Below are 23923 nucleotides of genomic sequence, written 5' to 3'. Positions count from 1 at the left end.
TTCAGTTACTCCACAGTGAAGTGCATCAGATAATCGCAAGGCCTGGCGTTGCCCTGGAGATTACTTTTTCTTTTTGGGGGCGAGGACCATCATCAGCTGACGACCTTCCATTTTCGGGTGCTGTTCGACAGTGCCGTATTCAAGCAGGTCAGCTTCGACCCGTTTCAACAACTCCATCCCCAGCTCCTGATGTGCCATCTCGCGGCCACGGAATCGCAAGGATACCTTGGCCTTGTCCCCGTCAGACAAGAAACGAATAAGGTTGCGAAGCTTGACCTTATAGTCTCCATCTTCCGTCCCTGGACGAAACTTGATTTCTTTAACTTGAATCTGTTTTTGATTCTTCCGAGCAGCAGCCTGCTGTTTCTTCTTTTCGAAGATACTCTTGCCGTAGTCCATAACGCGACATACCGGCGGCTCTGCATCAGGGGAGATTTCAACCAGGTCTAGCTTGGCCTCCTCAGCGTTAGCCAATGCTTCCTGAATGGACACGATACCGATTTGTTCACCATCGGCGCCAATCAGGCGCACTTCGCGCGCCGTGATATTTTCATTGATCGGCGGGCGTTGTGCGGCTCTTTTGTCTTGTCTCATCTCGCGTTTAATCGTTATAACTCCGAATTCGGGCGGCCTCTTAATGATACTGAGCGGGACAGGAATTCAGAAAACTCGGTTACAGTCATTGAACCCAGATCTTTACCCTCCCGCGTACGCACGGCCACTGTGTGCGATTCAACTTCTCTATCACCAATTACCAGGAGATAGGGGGTCTTTTGCAAAGTATGCTCACGGATTTTAAAGCCGATCTTCTCGTTTCTCAAGTCCGCAACAGCGCGATAACCCATTTCATTTAGGGTTTTCTCTACTTTTGCACAATATTCCGCCTGATTATCGGTGATATTGAGGACTGCCGCCTGGGTAGGCGCCAACCAAGCCGGGAAGTCGCCGGCGTAATGTTCGATCAGAATTCCGATGAATCGTTCAAATGATCCTAAAATTGCGCGGTGCAGCATGACCGGCGTTTTGCGTGCGCCGTCTTCTGCTACGTACTGCGCGCCAAGGCGGCCCGGCAGCATAAAGTCCAACTGCAGAGTGCCACATTGCCATACCCGGCCAATGCAGTCGCGCAGGGAGAATTCGATCTTCGGTCCATAAAAGGCGCCCTCGCCCGGCTGCAGCTCCCAATCCAGGCCAGCCTCATTAAGAGCGGCTTCGAGCCCCTGCTCGGCCTGATCCCAGAGTGCGTCGTCGCCAACGCGACTTTCCGGACGAGTGGACAGCTTCAGCTCGACATCATCGAAGCCGAAGTCCTTATAAACCTGCAAAGTAAGCGCAATAAACTCAGCCGCTTCCTTCTTGACCTGCTCATCGGTACAGAAGATGTGCGCGTCATCCTGGGTAAACCCACGTACACGCATCAAACCGTGAAGCGAACCGGAAGGCTCATTACGGTGACAAGAGCCAAATTCCGCAAGGCGCAGCGGCAATTCGCGGTAGCTCTTCAAGCCCTGGTTGAACACCTGAATATGACAGGGGCAGTTCATTGGCTTGATGGCGTAGTCGCGGCTTTCCGAATGCGTGGTAAACATCGCTTCGGAATAGTGCTCCCAGTGACCTGAGCGCTCCCACAACACGCGGTCGACTACCTGTGGTGTCTTGATCTCTTTATAGCCGCCATCGCGCTGAACCTGGCGCATGTATTGCTCAAGCACCTGATAGACAGACCAGCCGTGTGGGTGCCAGAACACCATGCCCGGCGCTTCTTCCTGCATGTGAAACAGATCAAGACGCTTACCGATCTTGCGATGGTCACGCTTCTCGGCCTCTTCCATGCGCTGAATATAAGCAGCCAGTTGTTTCTTATCTGCCCAGGCAGTGCCATAGATGCGCTGCAACTGCTCGTTCTTGGCATCGCCGCGCCAGTAGGCGCCGGAAATACGCGTCAGCTTGAACGCCTTCAGGAAACGAGTGTTCGGCACGTGCGGACCACGGCACATGTCGACATATTCTTCGTGGTAGTACAGGCCCATGGCTTTTTCATCGGGCATGTCTTCGACCAGCCGCAGCTTGTACTCTTCGCCACGCTCTGCGAACACCTTGATCACATCGTCACGTGGAGTCACTTTCTTGATTACGTCGTAATCAGTCGCGATCAGTTCGCGCATGCGCGCTTCAATGGCCGCCATGTCTTCGGGCGTAAAGGGACGCTCGTAGGCAATGTCGTAATAGAAGCCTTCATCGATTACCGGACCAATCACCATCTTGGCGGTCGGGTACAGCTGCTTGACGGCATGACCGATCAGGTGCGCGCAGGAGTGGCGGATTATTTCCAACCCCTCTTCATCCTTTGCGGTAATGATCTGCAACGTTGCGTCTTGCTCGATCAGATCACAAGCATCAACCAGTCTGCCGTCAACTTTGCCGGCAATGGTGGCTTTGGCCAGACCAGCACCAATAGATTGGGCTACATCAGCAACGGAAACAGAGTGATCAAAGGGACGCTGACTGCCGTCAGGGAGGGTAATAATGGGCATGTGTCGCTCCTGCTCAGTGGTGACCCCTACGCAAGGCCACATGATGAAAAATCCATTCGGACTGCTCGCTACAGTTCGTACCGACTCACGATCGTCGGCAGCCCTCATCAGGCTACTGCAGAAGCGCTCCAAACGGCGTAAAAACAAAAAACCCGGTCACAAGGACCGGGTTTAAATTTGGTAGGCACGATTGGATTCGAACCAACGACCCCCACCATGTCAAGGTGGTGCTCTAACCAACTGAGCTACGTGCCTGCAATGGCCGCGAACTTTACGCAGCAACCGGAACCCTGTCAAGCATAAGTGACTGAAAAATACGATTAAACCCGACTTTGTACAATAAACAATCAAGTTACCGCACTTAACCCTTCAGCCGCCTACTTCTCTTTCTAACCGTTTGGCTCAACCCAACCGGACCAGCTGATCACGTAGCTGCTGAATCTCATCCCGCAATTGGCCTGCAGACTCGAATTCTAGATCGCGGGCATATTGATACATCTTCTCTTCCAGGTGCTTGATCCGCTTGCCAATCTCCGCCGGCGTGCGCAACTCACTGGCTTTGTAGTCGGCAGCGTCTTCAGCCGCTTTCAGCTTTTTGCGACGATTCGATCGACTACCGGGCACCACAGCACCTTCAAGGATATCCGCAACACTCTTGGTTACACCCCTGGGCGTGATGCCATGTTCCTTATTAAAGGCGATCTGCTTTTCGCGGCGGCGATCGGTTTCGCCAATAGCTCGCTCCATTGAGCCCGTCATGCGATCAGCATAAAGGATGGCCTTGCCGTTCAGGTTACGCGCAGCGCGACCGATGGTCTGAATCAATGAGCGCTCAGAACGCAAAAAGCCCTCTTTATCAGCATCCAGAATTGCCACGAGAGAAACCTCAGGCATATCAAGACCTTCACGCAACAAGTTAATGCCAACCAACACATCAAAAGTACCAATCCTGAGGTCGCGAATGATCTCTACCCGCTCCACCGTATCGATATCGGAATGCAGGTAACGTACTCGGACGCCGTGATCAGCCATGTAATCGGTCAGATCCTCGGCCATGCGCTTGGTCAGCACCGTAACCAATACCCGGTCACCCTGCTCTACCCGCAGACTGATCTCAGACAGCAGGTCGTCGACCTGAGTGGTTGCCGGCCGAACCTCAATCACTGGATCAACCAGGCCCGTGGGGCGCACCACCTGCTCGACCACGCGACCCGCATGATCTGCCTCGTAGGGCCCAGGCGTAGCAGACACGAAGATGGCCTGCGGCGATATCGCCTCCCACTCGTCAAAACGCATAGGACGGTTATCCAGTGCCGACGGCAGGCGAAAACCATAATTGACCAGGGTTTCCTTGCGCGAGCGATCGCCTTTGTACATAGCGCCGACCTGCGGCACCGACACGTGCGACTCATCGATGATCAACAAGGCGTTCTCGGGCAAGTAGTCAAACAGCGTCGGCGGCGCGCCGCCCTGCTCTCTACCCGACAAATAGCGCGAGTAGTTTTCAATGCCGTTGCAGTAGCCAAGCTCCATGATCATCTCGAGATCAAAGCGCGTGCGCTGCTCAAGGCGCTGCATTTCCACCAGCTTATTCTCCGCCTTGAGCACCTCAAGGCGCTCAGCCAGCTCGACCTTGATCTTCTCTACGGCTTCAAGCAATGTCTCACGTGGCGTCACATAATGGCTTTTAGGATAGACAGTTACGCGCGGAACCTTACGTAAAACCTCACCTGTCAACGGATCAAAGAAACTGATGGTTTCCACGATATCGTCAAACAGCTCAATGCGGATGGCCTCCAAATCCGACTCAGCGGGAAACACATCAATCACATCGCCCCGCACCCGATAGTTGGCGCGCGCCAACTCCATGTCGTTACGGGTGTACTGCAACTCGGCCAACCGACGCAGCAAGGTACGCTGATCCAGGTGATCGCCACGGTCCACATGCAACACCATGCGCAAGTAGGATTTGGGATCGCCCAGACCGTAAATCGCCGAGACGGTCGCGACTATGATGGCGTCGGGACGCTCCAACAAAGCCTTGGTGGCCGACAAGCGCATCTGCTCGATATGATCATTAACCGAGGCGTCTTTCTCAATAAAGGTATCTGAGGAAGGCACATAGGCTTCAGGCTGGTAGTAGTCGTAGTAGGAAACGAAGTACTCAACCGCGTTGTGCGGGAAGAACTCGCGAAATTCACCATAAAGCTGCGCTGCCAGGGTCTTGTTAGGCGCCATGATAATTGTAGGGCGCTGCATCTGCTGGATAACATTGGCAATGGTGAAGGTCTTGCCGGAACCGGTTACCCCCAGTAGCGTTTGATGTGAAAGCCCTGCCTCGAGCCCCTCCACCAACTGCTTGATAGCGGTAGGTTGATCACCGGCTGGCTCGAACCGGGTTTGCAGATTGAATTCAGTCATCGACGGACGTACTCCGTGGTTCTGCGACAAACCCCCATCATAACGCACAAGACGCCCTGTCCGCCTGCAGCAACGTTAACAGGCCGATTAACTCGCAACCTCGCTTGGAAACCCGATTGGAGTTCTGCAATCACTTCTCTATAATGAACGGCCGCTCGCTTGCTGCTGAAAAGCACTGGCGAGACAGCCAAGACCAGGCAAAAATTGCCGAACAAGCAAAGTTTACGTAGTGTAAATACGCATTGTTTGGCGACTTTTAACGCCGCCTTGGCAACGCAGCCACGTTTCACTAGTCTGCGCAAGGCATAGCCCGACACCTTCCATTCACCTGTATCGAGTTAGCCCATATCATGAGTGTGTTTTCCCCGGTTGAACTGGCCCCGCGTGATCCCATCCTTGGTTTGAATGAAGCCTTTGGCGCTGATACCCGTGCTGACAAGGTCAATCTTGGGGTCGGGGTTTACTGCAATGAGAATGGCAAGGTGCCGCTACTGCGCGCCGTGCAGCAAGCCGAAGAAGCGCGTGTTGCCGAACATGCTGCCCGAGCCTATCTGCCCATCGATGGCCTTGCTTCCTACGATCTGGCTGTGCAGAAGCTGCTGTTTGGTAGTGACGCTGCGCTACTGGAGTCCGGCCGCCTGATCACCGCCCAATCCCTCGGCGGCACTGGCGCGCTGAAGCTGGGTGCCGATTTTCTCTACCGTCAGACCAACAAGCGCATGGTTGCCATCAGCAACCCAAGCTGGGAAAACCACCGCTCACTGTTTGAGGCAGCGGGCTACGAGGTAGTCGACTACCCCTACTACGATCCAGCCACCCACGGCCTGGACCTCGACGGCATGCTGGCTGGCCTGGAAGCCCTACCGGAAGGTACCGTCGTTGTACTGCATGCCTGCTGCCACAACCCTACCGGGGTAGACCTGGGACTGGCCGACTGGGCCAAGGTGATCGATGTAGTCTCTCGCCGTAAGCACGTGCCGTTCCTGGATATCGCCTATCAGGGTTTTGGCGAAAACCTGGAAGATGATGCGTTTGCGGTACGCCTGTTTGCTGAATCGGGTCTGGCGTTCCTGGTTGCCAGCTCCTTCTCCAAGTCGTTCTCGCTCTACGGCGAACGCGTGGGCGCACTCACACTGGTGACCGCCGATCAGACAGAGACCGCACCGGTACTTTCGCAACTCAAGCGCGTGATCCGCACCAACTACTCCAACCCGCCGACCCATGGCGCCAAGGTCGTTGCAGCTGTTCTTAATTCACCTGAGCTATATCAGCTATGGGAAGAAGAGCTGGCAGAGATGCGCGACCGCATTCGCGACATGCGCAGCGCCTTGGTCGCCAAGCTACAAGCCGCTGGCGTACAGACCGATGTCAGCTTCATCCAACATCAGCGCGGCATGTTTTCCTACTCGGGCCTGACTAAAGAACAGGTTGCTCGCCTGGCTGATGAGTTTGGCATCTACGCCGTGGGCAGTGGGCGCATCTGCGTCGCCGCGTTGAATACCAGCAACATTGATGCGGTAGCCAATGCCATGGCCGCCGTGCTCAAGGGCTGATCACAACGCTAAAGTGCATCACAATAAGGCTTCAAGACGTTGACTTTAATCACTATTTTGATAAAGTGCGCAGCGTCCGATCCGCGATAGCTCAGTTGGTAGAGCAAATGACTGTTAATCATTGGGTCCCAGGTTCGAGTCCTGGTCGCGGAGCCAAATTGAAAAAACCCGGTTAATCCGGGTTTTTTAATGTCTGCTATTTATGCCTTATGCGGTCTGTTCTTGCTCAACCGCGTCGCGGTGAATAGCGTAAGGCCCCCAGGCTTGTCGCACCGGCACGATTTCCAGACGGTTGATGTTCATGTGGGCTGGTAAGGCGGCGATATAAGCCACCTGCTCTGCTACATCATCCGCTGACAGTGGCACGGTATCGCGGTAGACCGCATCGGCTGCGCTCTCGTTACCCGCGTTGCGCACCAGACTGAACTCGGTTTCGGCAATGCCCGGCGACAGGTCTGTCACTCGCACGCCGGTACCTTGCAGGTCGCAGCGCAGGTTAAAGGAAAACTGCTGAACGAAGGCTTTACTGGCACCGTAAACATGGCTGCCCGGATAAGGGTTGCCGGATGCCGTTGAACCAATATTGATCACACTGGCCCCCGCCCCCCAGGCAATCAATCGCGGCAGCACCGCGTGAGTAACATTGACCAAGCCAGTAATATTGGTATCGATCATGGTATGCCAGTCACTCAAGTCCGCCTGCTGAGCCGGGCCCGGCGCTAGCGCCAAACCGGCATTGTTGACCAGCAGCTGAATATCCGCGAAAGCGGCCGGCAATTCGTCGATGGCTCGTGATACCGCCAGTGCGTCTCGCACGTCCATTTGTAACGCCAGAACCGGCGTGCTGGGCGATAACTCGGCGGCCAGCTTGTCCAACCGTTCCTGACGGCGGCCGCAAATAATCAGTGGCCAGCCCTGCGACGCCAACTGTCGTGCACTGGCAGCGCCGAAACCGGAGGTTGCGCCCGTAATCAAAGCTACACCTTGCATGCAAATATCCTGTTTTCAGTAAGTAGCGGATGCCGCCTCAGCGGCGCTCCTCGCGAATAAAGGGCTCGCCCAAGGCGCCCGGCTGGCTGCTGTTATCACGACTGACAATAGCCACCCAGATCATCACCCCAAGGGTGACCGCATACGGGGTCATAAAGACGAAATACTGCGGCAGACGAATGCCCGAGGCCGCCATCTGAGGAATCAAGGCTTCAATACAACCAAAGAGCACCGCACCGGCTAATGCCTTCCAGGGTGACCAGCGCGCAAAGATAATCAGCGCCACGGCGATCCAACCGCGACCACCGACCATATCGGCGATCCACATTTTGGTGCTTAACACCGAGATGTAGGCACCCGCCAGGCCGATCAGCGCCGAGCCAGCGGCAATCGCGGCGCAGCGGTAAGCCAACACCGGAATACCGGCGGCATCCGCTGCTTGCGGGTTCTCACCCACCGCCCGCATGCGCAGACCCAGCACCGTGCGATTCAGCACCAGCACGACCAACAGAAAGATGATGGGGGTTAAATAGACCACCGGATTCTGGATAAACAGCTTGCCTACCACCGGCAACTCCGACAGCGGCCACAATGGCTGTGCGTGCAGGCCCGGTACCGGTTTGTTGGTCCAGTTCATCAGCGTACCCAGCAACCCGGTCAGCCCCTGACAGAAAAACACCAGCGCCAGCCCGGCAATCACCTGGTTGATACGCATGACCAGTACCATGAGCGCGAACAACTGCGAGACCACCGCAGCCGCTATCATGGCGATGATCAAGGCCCAGAAGGTAGAGCCACTGGTCATCAGCGACGCACCGATACCTGACAAGGCGCCCACCAGCATCAAGCCCTCTGCGCCCAGCGCCAAGACGCCTGTGCGCTCGATAATGATCAAGCCCAATGCCGCCAGCGCGAAGGGCACGGCGAAGTCGGGGATATTGCCAATCCAGCTTGCAATCATATTCATCAGCCCTGCCCTCCCTGTATACGGCGAATACGGTGACGAATGAAAAACTCGGATGACGCGACACAGATCACCAGAATGGCCTGTATCAACTGCACCATAGAGAAGGGAATCTGATAGAACACCTGCAAGCTACGCCCGGCCACAAACAGGGTGGCGACCAGCAACGCGACAACGGTAGCCGCAATCGGTTGGTTGCGCGCCAGAAAGGCGATCAGGATGCCCGAGAAGCCATAACCTGCGTAGAACGAATGAGTTAAGCGGCCCTCTTGCCCCGCCGTCACCATGAATCCGGCAAGCCCAGCCAGGGCGCCTGACAGCAATACCGTGCCCAGAATCACTCGGCTGACCGGCACACCCACGGCGCGCGCCACACCGGGGCTGTTATCGACAAAGCGCAGATACAAACCTGCCCGCGATACGCCGGTAAACCAGAGTACAAAGAGGGCCACCAGCAAGGCCAGAACCACGGCCAGGCTCAGCCCGTCGAACAGCTCTGGCAAGCGTTCAAAAGCGCGGTACTGTGGTGAATAGGGGAAGTTGTCACGCGGGTCTTTCCAGCTGCCGTAGACCAGGTGCAGCAGGAAGTTCAGGGCGATGTAATTGAGCATCAGGGTCGAGATAATTTCGTTGACCTTGAGGTGCAGCTTCAACAGCACTGGCGCGAGCGCCCACAACAGGCCGCAAATCAGTGCCGACGCCATCATCAGCGGCAAGCGCAGCGACGGCGGTCCGATCTCGAATAAAGAGATGGCCGTGGCGCCAATTGCGCCCCAGATCATCTGCCCTTCAAGCCCCAGGTTCCAGAACCGGGCGCGGAACGCCAGGCAGCCTGCCAGCCCAACCATGATCAGCGGCGCCGCCTGAAACAGCACCGCCCGCAGGCTCTGGCTATCAAACAGGGTAAGAATCACAAACTCGTTGAGCAGCTCGCCAGCTGGAACCCCGGCAGCTACCAGAATCCCTGCCGATATCAGCAGACCAACTACCAATGCCAGCGCGATGACCACAGCCTGCCAGTACCAGGCCATTTGCTGACGGACTTCCAGCGTATAACGCCGTGCCAGCAAGGGTTGAAAGTTCGTTGCATCAAACATGGTTCACCATGGCCTGCCCTATCGCCTGGCGGTCTGCCGGTTGGGCAAACTCGCCAATAATACGTCCCGCCGACATCACACCAATGCGATCTGCCAGCGCCATTACTTCATCGAGGTCTTCGCTGATCAGCAACACCCCAGCACCTGCATCACGCGCACTGCGTAGCCGCTCATGCACCGCCAACGTAGCGCGCACATCCAGGCCACGGCTGGGGCTATGCACAATGACCAATTGAGGTTGCCGGTTGAATTCGCGGGCGATCACCAGCTTCTGCGCATTGCCGCCCGACAAGAGTGCGGCTTTCTGCTGCAGCGAGCGTACGCCCTGCACATCAAATTCGCTGACGGCGGCTGCGGTATCGGCGTCAATGCGGCCGCGACGCAGGAACCAGAAAGGGCCGTAGCGTCCACTGTGAATCTCGCCCATAGCGAAGTTGTCGCTGATCGATAACGGCGCCGCCAGCGCCGCGCTGTAGCGATCCGCGGGAATACAGGCGATGCCGAGTTCGCGCCGCCGGGCCGCGCTCAGCCCGCTCAGGTCACCCTCGCCAACCAGCGCCATGCTGCCGCTGACCGGTTCCGGTAACCCCATGAGAGCGTTGGCCAACTCGCTCTGACCGTTACCGCCGACACCGGCGATACCATAGATCTCACCGGCGCGCAGACTCAGGTTTACGCCACGCAATACCGGAGAATCAGGATCACTGGAGCGCAGATCGCTCACCTCGAGCTTTACCTCGCCGGCCGCGCGGCTGGCAGGGATCTGCGGTGGCGTTGGCGCATCGCCCACGGTGAGCTTGACCAGCTCGCCAACCGACACTGATTGCGGCTTGAGGCTGGCGACCGTGCGACCGCTGCGCATCACCGTCACTTGATCGGCGTAGCGCATGACGTCATTCATTTTGTGCGTCACCAGGATGACGGCAGCGCCCTCCTGATGAGCAAAATTGGTCACCGTGGTCAGCAGGTTCTCTGCTTCCGCATCGGTGAGTACTGCAGTAGGTTCATCCAGAATCAGAATACGAGCACCGGCCAACAGCACCTTGAGAATCTCAACGCGCTGCTGCTCGGCAACCGATAACTGATCAACCCGCGCAAAGGGATCAATGCTGAATCCCAGCTTGGCCGCCATGGCCTTGATGTCCTCGGCGGTTTGCTGCAAGCGTTTGCGGTAACCGAGGGCCTGCTCCGTGCGCAAGCCCAGCAGTATGTTCTCCACTACGGTGAAGGGTTTGACCAGCTTGAAGTGCTGATGCACCATCCCGATGCCCTGGTTTGCTGCATCCAGTGGCCCTTTGAGGCGCACCAGGTTGTCGTCAATGAACAGCGATCCGGTTTCCGGTGCATAGAGCCCAGCGGCAATGTTCATCAATGACGACTTGCCTGCGCCATTCTCACCCAACAGGGCATGGACTTCGCCCCAGCAGGCAGTAAAGGATGCCTCGGAAAGGGCCTTGAAGCCGTCAAAGGATTTGCTGACGGCATCGAGTTGGATCGCGTTCGTATGACTCATTGCTGGGTAACCACTCCCTTGACGAACCAATCCATCGACCACAGTTGGCCGTCATCCAGGCTCTCTCCCTCTGCCGCTTTGACGTTGCCGTCACGGTCGGAAATCGGGCCAGCGTAAATCAGCTTCTCACCCTTGAGCAGCTCGTCGCGCGCCGCCATGATCTCGGCCTTGTCTTCGTCGCTAACGGCCTTGCCACAGCAGGAAACGTCAGTACCGCCCTGCTCCATCGACAATAACGCGCCGTTCTCGGCAGGATGCCAGTTCCCCGCCATGATTTTCTTCAGCTCGGGAGCCAGAAAGCGATCCCACACCCAGACGGAAGAACACACGGTGGCTTCAGGGGCAAACTCGCTCATATCGCGGTGGTGGCCGGTGCCATAAACACCACGCTCTTGCGCAACGATTTGCGGCGTTGGGCTATCAACATGCTGGCCAATAACATCTGCGCCCTGATCAATCAGAGCCGTAGCTGCGGCGCGTTCCTTGACCGGATCATTCCAGGCGCCGGTGTAAATAACCGTAACGGTCGCGTCGGGATTCATTTCCTGAGCGCCCATGGCGAAGGCGTTCACGGTCCAGTTAACCTGGCCAAAGGGGTTGGCCGCGACAAAACCCAGCTTGCCCGTTGGCGATGCTGCACCAGCCGCCATACCGCACAGGTACTGACTTTCATAGGTACGACCGTAGAAAGATTCCAGATTGTCGGAGTTGGTTGTGCCTGAGCCGTTCAGGAACGCCACATCGGGATACTTGTCCGCCAACTCCTTGAAGGTATCGGAGTAACCAAAGGCAGTGCCGATGATGATGTTGGAGCCACGCTGAATAAGACGTTCAACTGTTGGTTTGATGGCTGATGCTGTTTCCGGCACGCTCTCCACGTACTGAATCTTCTGATCAATATCGGTTTCCAGGCGTTGGCGCGCTTCATCAAAGGCCTGGGTCCAGCCACCGTCATTGCGTGGGCTGATATAAAGCATGGCGATTTTCGCCGGCCCCTTGAGGGTAAAGCCGTCTTCTTCCGCCGAAGCAGAGTTCATCAGGCCGCACGCGGCCAGAGCACACAAGGTGCCCGTGAGCAGTTTTTTCATTGCCAAAATCCTTCTTGCGGTGGGTAATCTGAATAAACAGGGGTTAAAGCATGTGGTTGATCCGGAAAACATTACCTTCCGGGTCGATCAGAACGGCCTGATACCAGTTGTAATAAGTGGTATAGGGCGACTTGATCAGAGTAGCGCCGTGCTCGCAGGCGATCGGTACCATTCGGTCCACGTCATCGGGGCTGTCGACATCGATATTCAACAGGAACTTGCAGCCGCTGGTTTCTGCATACTCGGTAAGGTGCAGCAGGTCATAAGCGTCGGGCGCATTAAAACCGATGCAGCAGGTACCAGCGTCAAGACCGCGAAAAATCGGTGAGCGAATAGCCTCGACTTCCGGGAAGCCGAACACGCGCTGATAGAAACCGCTCAACGCGTCGATATCGCGAGCAAAGACGTTTACATAAGAAAGTTTGCTCATATCAGGCCACCTTGCTCCCGCCAAAAGTCGTCTGACGGACAAACTTGGATTGCAGATGATCACCCGAGCTAACCGGTGCGTAGCGTGGTGTCTCGCCTTCTGGCAAACAGCTCGGCAAACACTCAACCATCACGTCGTAGTTGGGTTGATGGAAGAACACCAGCGACTGCCGCTGCTGCTCGCCTTCTACGTCTTCCGGCGGGTTCACCACGCGGTGCAGGGTCGAGATCCACTGGTCGTTGGTCCACTGCATCATCAGGTCACCAATATTGACCACGAAACCGTCTTCAACGTAGGGCACATCGACCCACTCGCCTTCGCGGTTGCACACCTGCAGTCCGCCGAGGGCACCGTCGGGTTTAACGATGGTCAGGCTGCCGTAGTCGGTATGGGCACCAGCACGCAATTGGCCGTCCTCGATACCCTCTTTGAGATGCGGATAACGCAGGCTGCGAAACATGCTGATGTGGTTGTCGATCTTGTCGTCGAAGAAGGTTTCCGGCAGCGCCAGCGCCAGCGCAAAAATACGCATCAGGCTTCGGGCCAGATCACCCATCGCCTCAAAGTACTCCGCGTAAGCTGCATCAAATCCGGGCAACGCCGTGGGCCAGACATTAGGCGCAAAGTGCGGACCCGCCTGTTCCTCTGAGTAATAAGGTTCATCTGGCACATTCAATGGTCCGATCGAAAAGGATTCTTTCAGGTCACCGGGCGCGGCTTCTTCCATGGAGTACGAGAGACTCTCTTCGGCCACTGCACTGTAACCGCGCACCATATCCGGGCGCGGCCTGTTTGCCTTGCGTTTTTCATCCATAGGCAAATCGAAGAATTGGCTGGTTAATTTGCTGACGCGCTCAATCAACTCGGCGGGGATCTGATGCTGAGTAATAACCAGAAAACCAATATCACGACACGCTTGATTGACTGCTTTGGCCACAGCCGCCTTGCCCTCGGCGGTTCCGCTGAAATAGGGGCCAAGATCGATGATGGGAACATAGTGAAGCGTCATACGATTGCATCCTCCGACTAAAACTCAGGCGCCAGCTCAACCAGCTACCCGAACTGAAGAATCCGCAGACGAATCAAATCGCCCGCCGTTTCCGAACGAGGAAAACAATTGCAGCAACTATGCCAATAACGCTTTTTCTTTGAATAACAAGGTATTGAAGATTTGCCGAGGCTTAACTTTGATCAACTGGTCTGATTCAGAGCACCCGGTTTGTGCGGACAGCCCAATAACGGGGCGGCAATGCCAGGTATACAGAGGTTATTGGCCGCACCACCTTGCACTATCTAGCGCCTTCTGGAGGGTAAAGACTGCAAACATGGGGAATGCCTGGCAGCATCAAGGCCGAGGACAAATACCCTGCAGGACCAGCAGCTTGAGGTTGGCCAGCGTTTCAGCGAAGAAAGCAGGGTCGTCGAGCGTGCGCCCGGACACCGCCTCTACTTGCACCCGAAAGTCGGCATAGTGCTGGGTCGTTGCCCAAAGCGAAAAGATAAGATGGTGAGGTTCAATCGGGGCGAGCTTGCCGGCGGCAATCCAGGCATTGATGACCGCAACCTTGGACTCGACAATATCGCGCAGTGATGTACTCAGTTCTTCCAGAAGCAATGGCGCCCCTTGAATCACCTCAAGACAGAACAAGCGTGACTCGGCTGGATGATCACGCGACAGCTCGAGCTTGACCTTTAAGTAGTCACCAATCGCTTCCACCGGATCCTGCTCAACGGTAAAAGCCTGCAAGGGACGCAGCCATACCTCCATCAACTGACGCAATACATTGATGTACAAGTCATCCTTGGATGCGAAGTAGTACAGCAGATTGGTTTTGGATACATCGGCCTGGCTGGCTACCTGGTCGAGGCTGGTGCCGTGCAGCCCATAGCGCGAGAAGATATCCAGCGCGGCTTCCATAATTGCGCTGCGCTTGGTCTCCATCAGGCGCTTGCGTCTGTTTAATGTTGCCTCGCTTGGCACCCGGCTTCTTGCCGTTGGCTTCTTCGCAGGCACACCTGGCCGTGGTATCTGTTTGCTCACTCTGGTTCCAGCCTCATCCCTTGGTTGACCGCATTCTACCCTCTTGTACTGCCTATAGCTCAAGCCTTGCTCAACGCCCCAATTCGGACCGAGGCGCACAAACCAAGTGCTCTAATTCGGACTAACTGGTCCGTGATAGTTAGATAAAAACAATCAGGCCATTGATAAATAAAGAAAACCTGAATATGGCACGCTTGATGCTTTTGCCTTCGTACAGCCAAAGTGCAGTGCAACCCTGCCTGCACTGAGGCAACTCTATTACCAGACCCTGAGGGCAGAGCAATGAACGTAGGCATCTTCATCCCCATTGGCAATAACGGCTGGCTGATCTCAAAAAACGCACCGCAATACATGCCGACCTTCGATTTGAACAAGACCATAGTCCAGCGTGCCGAACATTATGGCTTCGAGTTTGCGCTCTCGATGATCAAACTGCGCGGCTTTGGCGGCGAGACTGAATTCTGGGAGCACAACCTGGAATCCTTCACGCTAATGGCTGGCTTGGCTGCAGTAACAGAACGCATCCAGCTGTTCGCCACCGCCGCTACTCTGACTATCCCACCCGCGATCGTTGCGCGCATGGCGTCAACCATCGACTCCATCTCCCATGGCCGTTTTGGGGTCAACCTGGTCACTGGCTGGCAGAAACCCGAGTACTCACAAATGGGGTTGTGGCCCGGCGATGAGTTCTTTGCCAACCGGTACGAATACCTGAGCGAATATGCCACCGTGCTGCGTGACTTGTGGAACACCGGTACCAGCGACTTCAAGGGCGAGCACTTCCAGATGGAAGATTGCCGAGTAAGCCCAAAACCGCAGGCCGACATGAAGATTATCTGCGCCGGTCAGAGTGAAGCTGGTATGGCCTTTACCGCCAAGTATGCCGATTACAACTTCTGCTTCGGCAAGGGTGTGAATACGCCCAAGGCCTTCGCCCCCACCGCAGAGCGACTGGAGCACGCCATCGCCGAGAGCGGCCGCGACGTTTCCTCGGTAGCGCTCTTTATGGTGATTGCCGACGAGACCGACGAAGCCGCCCGTGCCCGTTGGGACTCTTATAAAGAAGGCGTTGATGAAGAAGCGGTCGCCTGGCTGGGACAGCAAGGCGCCGCCGACACCAAGTCCAAGGGCGATACCAATATTCGTCAGATGGCTGACCCCACTTCAGCCGTCAATATCAACATGGGCACCCTGGTCGGCTCTTTCGAGAATGTCGCCAAAATGCTCGACGAAATCGCAGAAGTACCGGCCACCAGCGGCGTGATGCTCACCTTTGATGATTTTGTTGAAGGCATCGAAAACTTCGGTCAAAAGATCCAGCCGCTGATGAAGAGTCGCAAGCACGTAGTCGACATGTTGGAGAGCGCTTGATGAACAGTTCAAGCAGCCCGGTAGTTGGCTACGCGCCCAATCATAGCCACGACAACAGCATGATTTTACCGGCACGTCCGGAATCGCTGGCCATCAACGCCAACGACAGCGCCTTGATCGTGGTCGACATGCAGAACGCCTATTCCACCAAGGGCGGCTATCTGGATCTGGCTGGATTTGATATTTCCAGCACTGGCCCGGTGATCGAATCCATCGCCAAGGCGATAAAAGCGGCACGCGCCGCTGGAGTACAGGTGATTTTTTTCCAGAACGGCTGGGACCCGGAGTACGCCGAAGCAGGTGGCCCCGGCTCGCCTAACTGGCACAAGTCCAACGCCATGAAGACCATGCGCAAGAACCCGGAACTGATGGGTACGCTACTGGCCAAGGGCACCTGGGACTATGACCTGGTCGATGAGCTGAAACCACAGCCTGGCGATCTGGTCGTACCCAAACCACGCTATAGCGGCTTCTTCAACACTGCCTTCGATAGCCTGCTGCGTAGCCGCGGCATCCGCAACCTGGTGTTTACCGGTATTGCCACCAACGTCTGCGTGGAATCCACGCTGCGTGACGGCTTTTTCCTCGAATACTTTGGCGTAGTGCTGGCCGATGCCACCCATCAGGCAGGCCCTGATTACGTGCAGCAGGCCTCGCTCTACAACATCGAAACCTTTTTTGGCTGGGTTAGCACTGTCGATGACTTTTGCACCACCCTCGCCACCTCTACCCAGAACCAAGGAGCAACCGCATGAGCAAGAAAACTGTACTTCCAGCAGGCACCGGCAAACCTTTGGCCCCTTTCGTTCCTGGCTCAATGGCAGACGGCATTCTCTACGTGTCCGGCACCCTGCCCTTCGATAAGGAAAACAACGTAGTCCATGTGGGTGATGCGGCAGCGCAAACGCGCCACGTGCTGGAAATCATCAAGGGCGTCGTCGAAGAAGCCGGTGGCACTATGGATGACGTCACCTTCAATATGATTATGGTGCGCGACTGGAGCGACTACGCCGCCGTCAACACAGTGTATGCCGAGTACTTTCCGGGCGAAAAACCAGCGCGCTACTGCATCCAGTGCGGTCTGGTAAAACCCGACGCACTGATCGAAATCGCCAGCATCGCGCATGTCGGCTAAAGGCATGAGCGCTGGTATGCATATCGAGTTCCATGGCCGCCAGGAAGCCGATGCCCCAACGCTGGTATTCAGCTCGGGGCTCGGCGGTGCCGCCCATTTCTGGACGCCCCAGCTCAACGAGCTGGGCAAGGACTTCCGTCTGGTTCTCTACGATCAGTTGGGCACCGGACAAAGTCCCGCGACCTTGCCAGAGGGCTACAGCATTGGCAGCATGGCTAATGAACTGGTCAGCTTGCTGAGCGCTCATGATATTGGCGAGTACCATCTGATTGGCCATGCGCTGGGCGGCCTGGTCGGACTGGAGCTTGCGCTACAAAAGGCGCCAGGGCTTGCCAGCCTGACGCTGATGAATGCCTGGGCCAGTGCCAGTCCGCATACCGCTCGTTGCTTTTCGGTGCGTAAACAGCTACTCGCTGGCGCGGGTCCTGCCGCCTACGTCGAAGCCCAAGCACTATTTCTTTACCCGCCCACCTGGATAGCCGAACACATCGAGCAGCTATTAGTAGAAGAAAGGCGACAGCTCGCAGGGTTTCCGCCAGAAGCCAATCTGTTACGCCGTATCAACGCGCTACTGAAGTTTGGCCCAGGCGAAGCACTCATGAGCATTGCGCAGCCGACCTTACTGATCGCCAATCGTGACGACATGCTCGTGCCCTGGACCTGCTCGCAGGAGCTGCAGAACACACTGCCCCATTCGCAGCTGAAGCTGTTTGAGTACGGCGGCCACGCCTCCAGCGTCACCTGCGCAGACACCATCAATGCAACGCTACGCGATTTCATAGCCAGCGTTACGCATACCACCAAGACATTCGCCTGAACGAGGGCACTATGCAGCAATCACTGGATCAAAATACGCTCGCGCAACTTTTCACCGAAGCCCGCAGCCACAATGGCTGGCAAGATCTGCCGGTAGCCGACAGCCTGCTTGAACAACTTTACGACCTGGTAAAAATGGGACCGACCTCGGCCAACTGCAGTCCTGCGCGCTTCGTTTTCGTGCGCACCCGTCAGGGCAAGGAGATGCTCAAGCCGTGCCTGTCATCCGGTAACCTTGAGAAAACCATGAGCGCGCCTGTGACGGTTATCGTCGCCTACGACAGCCGCTTTTATGACGCACTGCCTGAGCTTTTCCCGCATGCCGATGCCCGTAGCTGGTTTACCGGTAGCCCAGAACTCATCCACGAGACCGCGTTCCGCAACAGCTCCATGCAAGCGGCCTATCTCATCATGGCCGCCCGCAGCCTGGGGTTGGACACCGGGCCCATGTCCGGTTTCGACGCCAATGCGCTGGACCAGGCCTTTTTCAGTGACAGCCATTGGAAATCGAACCTGTTGATCAATCTGGGTTACGGTGACAGCAGCAAGGTATTTGATCGCCTCCCTCGCCTGTCCTATTCAAAAACCTGCATACTTACCTGAAGGAGTTCGCCATGTTGGCAGTCCAAACTCAAGAGACAGCGCCTATGCAAGTTAGCCGCGACGCATTTCGTAACGCCATGTCGGTACTTGCCGCCGCCGTCAACGTGGTCACTACCGATGGGCCCGCCGGTCGCGCCGGCTTCACTGCAACCGCAGTCTGCAGCGTTTCTGATGAGCCACCCAGTTTGCTGGTGTGTCTCAACCGAAGTGCATCGGTATACGATATTTTCAGCGCTAACGGACACCTGTGCGTCAATACCCTGACCTCCAAACACCAGGCCCTATCAAACTTGTTTGGTGGCAAGTCGTCGATGGAAGAGCGTTTTGCGACCGCTGACTGGCACACCGAGTGCACAGGGTCTCCCATGCTCGATGACGCGCTGATCAACTTTGATTGCCGCATTATCAATCGAGTCGCCGCTGGCAGCCACGACATACTCATCTGTGAGATTGTTGGTCTCCGGCAGCAGGATAGCGGCGACGGCTTGATCTACTTCAACCGCGCCTACTGCAACGCTATACCGCAGGCGTAATGACCGAGTAACGGCAGCATAAAAAAGCCGGGGTGCTGAAGCGCCCCGGCTTTTTTGTCGCTAAGACAGAGCTTTGCCCAGTTGATCAGGCAGCCAACTCACTCAGCGCCTTATCAGCCTCAGCACGACCCTTACCGGCCTCTTCTTCACCCATTGCCTGACCTTCCACATGTATGAAAGTCAGATCCTGAATACCAATAAAACCAAAAGCCGTGGTGATGTAAGGCTGCTGATGATCCAGCGGTGAACCCTGGTGACGACCACCGCGCGAGGCCACAATGTAAACCTTGCGATCAGGCGTCAGACCAACAGGGCCGGTTTCGGTGTACTTGAACGTACGGCCGGCACGCAGCACGTGGTCAAACCAGGCTTTTAGCGTCGAGGTAATACCGAAGTTATACATCGGCGAGCCGATGACCACGATGTCACTGGCCAGCAGCTCATCTACCAGCTCATTGGAGCGGGCGTCAGCGGCGCGGTCTGCATCAGTCTGCTGGTCTGCGGGCTTCATCCAGCCGTTAAGCAGGGTCTCGTCAAGGTGCGGTACCGGGTTCGCGCCAATATCGCGCGTCACTACCTTAGCCTCAGGATGCTGCGCCTGCAGCTTGGCTACCAGGTTAGCGGTGTATTCACGTGACAGAGAACCGTTCTGACGCGCGCTGCTTTGAACTACCAGGATCTGTTGCATAAAAAGCCTCCATCAAATGTGTTGTGATGGAGGTATATTAGACCCAATAAAAAGATATAAAAGCGCAAAAATACGCTTATAACAATCGACAAAACTGATATGTTTACTTAGCTTTACAGTTCACGCTAACGCGAACGCGCGTTATCTCTCGTTCAAAGTGCTGAGTAAGCACTGTGCTCTCACCCGCATCCAGTTGGGTACGTCGCGGAAAAGGGCGCTCTGGCCCGCTGATAAAAGTGGCTTCGCATTGCGCAGTATTGCTGCCGTTATTTGTTAACGTCACTGTAGCAACGTTGCTAACGTCAGCCGACGTAGCCGACACACTGACCCCGTTGGCGTTCATTTCAACGTCGATAGGAAAAGAGGCCATGGCGACGGCCGGCAGCAGGCAACCGACCAGCAAGATCGAGTTGAGACGAGACATGGTGAAGCTCCTTGTTATTAGCCGTTATCGCACGGCCGCAATCAGTAACTCTAGCAGCTTGGCGCTAAGCGCACTGGCTCGCAAGCGCCATAAGAGGTAGTTGAGATGAAAGCACCCCGGGTAACCCTTGAGCAGTGGCGTACGCTGCAAGCCGTCGTTGATTATGGCGGCTATGCCCAGGCAGCAGAGGCCCTGCACCGCTCACAATCCTCGGTAAGCTACACCATAGCGCGCATGCAGGAACAGCTCGGGGTGCCGCTACTGGAAATAGAAGGTCGTAAAGCGGTATTGACTGAGGCAGGAACAACACTCTTGAGGCGTTCACGGCAAGTGGTAGAGCAAGCCAGTCAGTTGGAAGTGCTCGCCCACCAGCTGGAGTTGGGTTGGGAGGCCGAAGTGAATCTGGTAGTAGATGCGGCCTACCCCGCCGAGCGACTGGCGACCGCGCTGCAGGCCTTCATGCCCGCCAGCCATGGCTGCCGCGTTCAGCTCCGTGAGGAGGTACTTTCCGGCGTTGAAGAGTGCCTGGTCAACGGCAGCGCGGACCTGGCCATCTCAGGCATCAGTATTGCCGGGTTTCTGCCGCAGCAACTTAACGCCGTTGATTTCATCGCGGTTGCTCACCCAGAGCATGCATTACACCAATTGCAACGCACGCTGAACCACGATGATTTACAAGGCCATCTGCAGGTCGTTATTCGTGATTCAGGCAAGCGCCAACCCCGCGACTCAGGCTGGCTGGGTGCAGAGCAGCGCTGGACGGTAGCCAGCCTGTCTACCGCCGCCAAACTGGTAGCCCGTGGTCTAGGATTCGCCTGGCTGCCAGAGCATGAGATCAGTGAGCAGGTCGCCGCTGGCAAGCTAAAGATACTGCCGCTACAGCAGGGTGCGCGCCGCTCACATTACCTGTTTCTGTATGCCAACCGTGAGCGCCCCATGGGCCCTGCTACGCGCATTCTCGCAGATCTGCTGATTGAACATTCGATGACAGCCTGATTGCAGGCTTCTCATTGCAGCAAGTCCGTGTCTAGAATGGGACTTTGGCCATCAGGGACGCATCGCATGCCGCAGATCAGACTGAATGACTGCCTGTTTCACTATACCGATCAGGGGAGTGGCCCACCCCTGCTGCTGCTGCACGGACTTGGCTCAAGTGAACGCGACTGGGAATACCAGGTTCCGGCACTGACCGAACATTACCGCGTGCTCTGTCTCGACAGTCGCGGTCATGGCCAAACCGAAAAAGGGGGTAACGGCTACTCTATCCCCCTCTTTGCCGCAGACTGCTTGGCTTTCATCCAGGCCATGGAGCTGGAAAAACCGCATATTGTGGGGCTGTCGATGGGCGGCATGATTGCCTTTCAGCTAGCGACCAATTCACCAGAAACGCCTGCCAGCCTGACCATCGTCAACAGTGCGCCTGAGGTTATCCCAAGACGCCCTGCAGAATACTGGATGGCGGGTAAACGCCTGTTTTTCGCCCATATCCTACCCATGCGCGCTATCGCCAGTGGCCTGGGCAAAATGTTATTCCCCAAGCCGGATCAGCAACATCATCGCGATACCTTTCAGGCCCGCTGGTGCGAAAACGACCGCCGCAGTTACCTGGCCTCGCTTCGCGCTATCGTCGGCTGGGGTGTGAGCGCTCAGCTGGACCGCATTGTTTGCCCGGTGCTGGTCGTCAGTGCGGACCAGGACTACACGCCGGTGGAACAAAAACGCAACTATGTGAGTCGATTGGGTGATGCCAGACTGGAAGTCATCGCCGATTCACGGCACGCTACACCCGTTGATCAACCCGAGGCGTTCAATAGCCTTCTGCTCGATTTTCTGCAACAGGTGGACGCCACCCGGACCCTTACCCACGAAATAGATCCTGCCTAAGCAGGACCACATAATGACGGAGTAAAAGATGCTGAAACACCTATTGGGTGCTGCCACCCTAATGCTGCTGAGCTGCACTGCGCTGGCCGATGATCCGCGCGTCCAGCTATCCACCTCGCTGGGTGACATTGTGGTTGAGTTGAACCAAGAGGCTGCACCCATCAGCGTAGCCAACTTCTTGCGCTATGTTGAATCCGGGCATTACGACGGGGTTATTTTCCATCGTGTCATCCCTGGCTTCATGATCCAAACCGGTGGTTTTGACGCAAACATGCGCCAGCGGGAAGTGGGCAATCCGATCAAGAATGAAGCAGACAATGGCCTGATGAATAACCGCTACACCCTGGCGATGGCGCGTACCGGTGTAGTTGACAGTGCAACCAGCCAATTCTTCATTAACCTGGGTAACAACGACTTTCTGAACAACGGCAGCCGTGACTTTGGCTATGCGGTATTCGGTAAAGTCGTCAGCGGTGAAGGCGTGGTAGAGACCATCGGCAAGGTGGCCACTACCAGTAAAGCGGGACACTCAGATGTACCACGCAACCCCGTCACCATCCTCAGCGCCAAGGTTCTGGACGCCGAGTAAGCAGAGTAGTTATCGTCAGGTTTCCTGTTTGAATGGCAGGAAACCTGCAGACTCCGCCTGATAAGACCTCACCCCGGCGCGCTCGCGCTCAAGAAAGTCCGCTACCGCTTCATGCAAGCTTGGCTGCAACTTGTGCCAGGACTGGGTTAGTACCGGCTCAAAGCCACGCACCAGTTTATGTTCGCCCTGCGCGCCGGCATCAAAGCGGCTAAGCCCTTCGGCTATGCATCTATCCATGCCCTGATAGAAACAGGTTTCGAAATGCAGCCGATCATATTCTTCCAGACATCCCCAATAGCGGCCATACAAGGTGTCGTCACCAACGAGGAAGAGCGCACCGGCGACGTCTCGGTCGTCCTGACGGGCAAAGACCAGGCGCACTGCCTCAGGTAGCTCGGCAGATAGCTCACTGAAAAAAGCACGCATGAGATAGGGCTGCTGACCACGCTTGAGATAGGTCGCCGCATAAAAGGGGAAAAACCGTTGCCAATGCGTTTCAGTAATCTCCGCCCCTTGATGCCATTCAAAATGGATGCCTTGCGCCGCTACGGACTGCCGCTCCTTGCGAAAATTCTTGCGCTTGCGCGAGCTACAAGCAGCGAGAAAATCATCAAAACTGCTGTACCCACGGTTAAACCAATGGAACTGGCAGCCCAACCGCTGTACCCAGCCGGCACGCTCCAACAGAGAATTATCACTGTCTTGATTGAACAGCAGGTTTACCCCCGAGACCAAACCGCGTTGCAGGGTCTCATCCAGCGCTTGCAGAATGAGCTGTTGGCTGGCCTCACAACGGCCCAATAGGCGCGGCCCTTGTACCGGTGAAAAAGGCACAGCGGCGAGCAGCTTGGGATAATACGACTGCCCTGCCCGCTCCCAGGCCTCCGCCCATTGCCAATCGAAGACATACTCACCGTAGGAATGCATTTTTTGATAAAGCGGCAACAGTGCCTGCAAGCTACCATCGGCGTTCTCTACGACCAAATGCGCAGGTACCCAACCGGCATCAATACCAACCGACCCGCTACGCTCCAATGCGGCAAGAAAACCGTGGCGCAAAAAGGGATAGCCACTGGGCAATAGCGCATCCCATTGGCTGGCGTTGACCTGATCGATATGCGTAAGCTGGCGTAAGTTCATAGCGCAAAGAGTGCCACAACACGGCGTCCATACCGAACGAAATTCACTACTAAATGCGCGATCACGCCTGCTGGTTACTGCTAACGCGCCAAAGCCAAGTATTGCAACC

General features: G+C 56.1%; 24 protein-coding genes and 2 tRNA genes. 11 read left to right on the top strand and 15 right to left on the bottom strand.

The features are described 5' to 3' along the window. Nucleotides 1-60: 60 nt before the first annotated feature. From infC to uvrB, 4 genes are all read right to left on the bottom strand, one after another. Nucleotides 61-612, bottom strand: a complete 552-nt coding sequence (gene infC, locus H4J77_RS07460; protein ID WP_177412355.1) for a translation initiation factor IF-3 — start codon at nt 610-612, stop codon at nt 61-63. Next, nucleotides 609-2534: a threonine--tRNA ligase gene (thrS, locus tag H4J77_RS07455; protein WP_123890553.1), complete on the bottom strand. Its 1926-nt coding sequence runs from the start codon at nt 2532-2534 to the stop codon at nt 609-611. The genes infC and thrS overlap by 4 nt, the downstream gene beginning before the upstream one ends. A gap of 178 nt (nt 2535-2712) precedes the next feature. Further along, a tRNA-Val gene (locus H4J77_RS07450) sits at nt 2713-2789 on the bottom strand. 147 nt (nt 2790-2936) lie between these two features. Then, entirely contained in the window at nt 2937-4955 is a 2019-nt protein-coding gene (gene uvrB / locus H4J77_RS07445) for an excinuclease ABC subunit UvrB (protein WP_123890554.1), read from the bottom strand. Nucleotides 4956-5305: 350 nt separating this feature from the next. Between uvrB and H4J77_RS07440 the strand changes: the two genes are divergently transcribed. Both H4J77_RS07440 and H4J77_RS07435 read left to right on the top strand, forming a co-directional pair. Continuing rightward, the gene (locus tag H4J77_RS07440) at nt 5306-6508 is read left to right on the top strand and encodes an amino acid aminotransferase (RefSeq protein WP_123890555.1); all 1203 of its coding nucleotides are present in this window, start codon (nt 5306-5308) and stop codon (nt 6506-6508) included. A gap of 80 nt (nt 6509-6588) precedes the next feature. After that, a tRNA-Asn gene (locus tag H4J77_RS07435) sits at nt 6589-6664 on the top strand. Nucleotides 6665-6715: 51 nt separating this feature from the next. Here H4J77_RS07435 and H4J77_RS07430 read toward each other — a convergent pair. From H4J77_RS07430 to rutR, 8 genes are all read right to left on the bottom strand, one after another. Beyond that, nucleotides 6716-7498, bottom strand: a complete 783-nt coding sequence (locus tag H4J77_RS07430; RefSeq protein WP_123890556.1) for an SDR family NAD(P)-dependent oxidoreductase — start codon at nt 7496-7498, stop codon at nt 6716-6718. A 37-nt stretch (nt 7499-7535) separates the two neighbouring features. After that, nucleotides 7536-8465, bottom strand: coding sequence for an ABC transporter permease (locus H4J77_RS07425; protein ID WP_123890557.1), 930 nt, complete (start codon nt 8463-8465; stop codon nt 7536-7538). Further along, nucleotides 8465-9559, bottom strand: a complete 1095-nt coding sequence (locus H4J77_RS07420) for an ABC transporter permease (protein ID WP_123890558.1) — start codon at nt 9557-9559, stop codon at nt 8465-8467. The genes H4J77_RS07425 and H4J77_RS07420 overlap by 1 nt, the downstream gene beginning before the upstream one ends. Next, complete coding sequence (locus H4J77_RS07415; RefSeq protein ID WP_123890559.1) at nt 9552-11072, bottom strand: ABC transporter ATP-binding protein; 1521 nt, start codon at nt 11070-11072, stop codon at nt 9552-9554. Before H4J77_RS07415 ends, H4J77_RS07420 begins: the two co-directional genes overlap by 8 nt. Then, on the bottom strand, nt 11069-12160 hold the full coding sequence (locus H4J77_RS07410) for a BMP family ABC transporter substrate-binding protein (RefSeq protein ID WP_123890560.1): 1092 nt from the start codon (nt 12158-12160) through the stop codon (nt 11069-11071). The genes H4J77_RS07415 and H4J77_RS07410 overlap by 4 nt, the downstream gene beginning before the upstream one ends. Before the next feature lie 43 nt (nt 12161-12203). Continuing rightward, nucleotides 12204-12590, bottom strand: coding sequence for a VOC family protein (locus H4J77_RS07405; protein WP_123890561.1), 387 nt, complete (start codon nt 12588-12590; stop codon nt 12204-12206). A gap of 1 nt (nt 12591) precedes the next feature. Next, nucleotides 12592-13599, bottom strand: coding sequence for an isopenicillin N synthase family oxygenase (locus H4J77_RS07400; RefSeq protein ID WP_123890562.1), 1008 nt, complete (start codon nt 13597-13599; stop codon nt 12592-12594). 336 nt (nt 13600-13935) lie between these two features. Beyond that, nucleotides 13936-14631: an HTH-type transcriptional regulator RutR gene (gene rutR / locus H4J77_RS07395; RefSeq protein WP_372237890.1), complete on the bottom strand. Its 696-nt coding sequence runs from the start codon at nt 14629-14631 to the stop codon at nt 13936-13938. 282 nt (nt 14632-14913) lie between these two features. Between rutR and rutA the strand changes: the two genes are divergently transcribed. Genes rutA through rutF form a run of 6 tightly spaced genes read left to right on the top strand, consistent with a single transcriptional unit; the run spans nt 14914 to nt 19089 of the window. After that, entirely contained in the window at nt 14914-16002 is a 1089-nt protein-coding gene (gene rutA / locus H4J77_RS07390) for a pyrimidine utilization protein A (RefSeq protein ID WP_123890563.1), read from the top strand. A 59-nt stretch (nt 16003-16061) separates the two neighbouring features. Then, nucleotides 16062-16757, top strand: a complete 696-nt coding sequence (gene rutB / locus H4J77_RS07385; RefSeq protein ID WP_235869754.1) for a pyrimidine utilization protein B — start codon at nt 16062-16064, stop codon at nt 16755-16757. Continuing rightward, nucleotides 16754-17137 (top strand): pyrimidine utilization protein C, encoded by a 384-nt coding sequence (gene rutC / locus H4J77_RS07380; RefSeq protein WP_123890565.1) that lies wholly within the window; start codon nt 16754-16756, stop codon nt 17135-17137. The genes rutB and rutC overlap by 4 nt, the downstream gene beginning before the upstream one ends. A gap of 16 nt (nt 17138-17153) precedes the next feature. Next, a complete protein-coding gene (gene rutD / locus H4J77_RS07375; protein ID WP_123890604.1) occupies nt 17154-17954 on the top strand; it encodes a pyrimidine utilization protein D in 801 nt (266 codons plus the stop codon). A gap of 11 nt (nt 17955-17965) precedes the next feature. After that, nucleotides 17966-18556: a malonic semialdehyde reductase gene (locus H4J77_RS07370; protein WP_123890566.1), complete on the top strand. Its 591-nt coding sequence runs from the start codon at nt 17966-17968 to the stop codon at nt 18554-18556. An 11-nt stretch (nt 18557-18567) separates the two neighbouring features. Beyond that, nucleotides 18568-19089: an NADH-dependent FMN reductase RutF gene (gene rutF, locus H4J77_RS07365; RefSeq protein ID WP_123890567.1), complete on the top strand. Its 522-nt coding sequence runs from the start codon at nt 18568-18570 to the stop codon at nt 19087-19089. Between the two features lie 85 nt (nt 19090-19174). Here the strand turns inward: rutF and H4J77_RS07360 are convergent, their stop codons facing one another. Together H4J77_RS07360 and H4J77_RS07355 are read right to left on the bottom strand one after the other, a co-directional pair. After that, entirely contained in the window at nt 19175-19777 is a 603-nt protein-coding gene (locus tag H4J77_RS07360) for an FMN-dependent NADH-azoreductase (protein WP_123890568.1), read from the bottom strand. A 103-nt stretch (nt 19778-19880) separates the two neighbouring features. Further along, nucleotides 19881-20201 carry a 3-phosphoglycerate kinase gene (locus tag H4J77_RS07355; RefSeq protein ID WP_123890569.1) on the bottom strand — a complete coding sequence of 107 codons (321 nt, stop codon included), beginning with the start codon at nt 20199-20201 and terminating at the stop codon, nt 19881-19883. A 105-nt stretch (nt 20202-20306) separates the two neighbouring features. Between H4J77_RS07355 and H4J77_RS07350 the strand changes: the two genes are divergently transcribed. The 3 genes from H4J77_RS07350 (at nt 20307) to H4J77_RS07340 (ending at nt 22674) form a co-directional block, all read left to right on the top strand. Further along, complete coding sequence (locus H4J77_RS07350; protein WP_123890570.1) at nt 20307-21197, top strand: LysR family transcriptional regulator; 891 nt, start codon at nt 20307-20309, stop codon at nt 21195-21197. A 66-nt stretch (nt 21198-21263) separates the two neighbouring features. Further along, nucleotides 21264-22085, top strand: a complete 822-nt coding sequence (locus H4J77_RS07345) for an alpha/beta fold hydrolase (protein ID WP_123890571.1) — start codon at nt 21264-21266, stop codon at nt 22083-22085. Nucleotides 22086-22113: 28 nt separating this feature from the next. After that, nucleotides 22114-22674: a peptidylprolyl isomerase gene (locus tag H4J77_RS07340; RefSeq protein WP_123890572.1), complete on the top strand. Its 561-nt coding sequence runs from the start codon at nt 22114-22116 to the stop codon at nt 22672-22674. Between the two features lie 15 nt (nt 22675-22689). On the opposite strand, the gene H4J77_RS07335 is transcribed toward H4J77_RS07340, so the two are convergent. Next, complete coding sequence (locus H4J77_RS07335) at nt 22690-23814, bottom strand: GNAT family N-acetyltransferase (protein ID WP_123890573.1); 1125 nt, start codon at nt 23812-23814, stop codon at nt 22690-22692. Nucleotides 23815-23923 lie beyond the last annotated feature (109 nt).

This window comes from Pseudomonas sp. 5Ae-yellow, from assembly GCF_014077575.1.
Lineage (GTDB): Bacteria > Pseudomonadota > Gammaproteobacteria > Pseudomonadales > Pseudomonadaceae > Halopseudomonas > Halopseudomonas neustonica.
The sequence above is the reverse complement of the archived record's forward strand: the minus strand, read 5'-3'. Positions and strand labels throughout refer to the sequence as shown.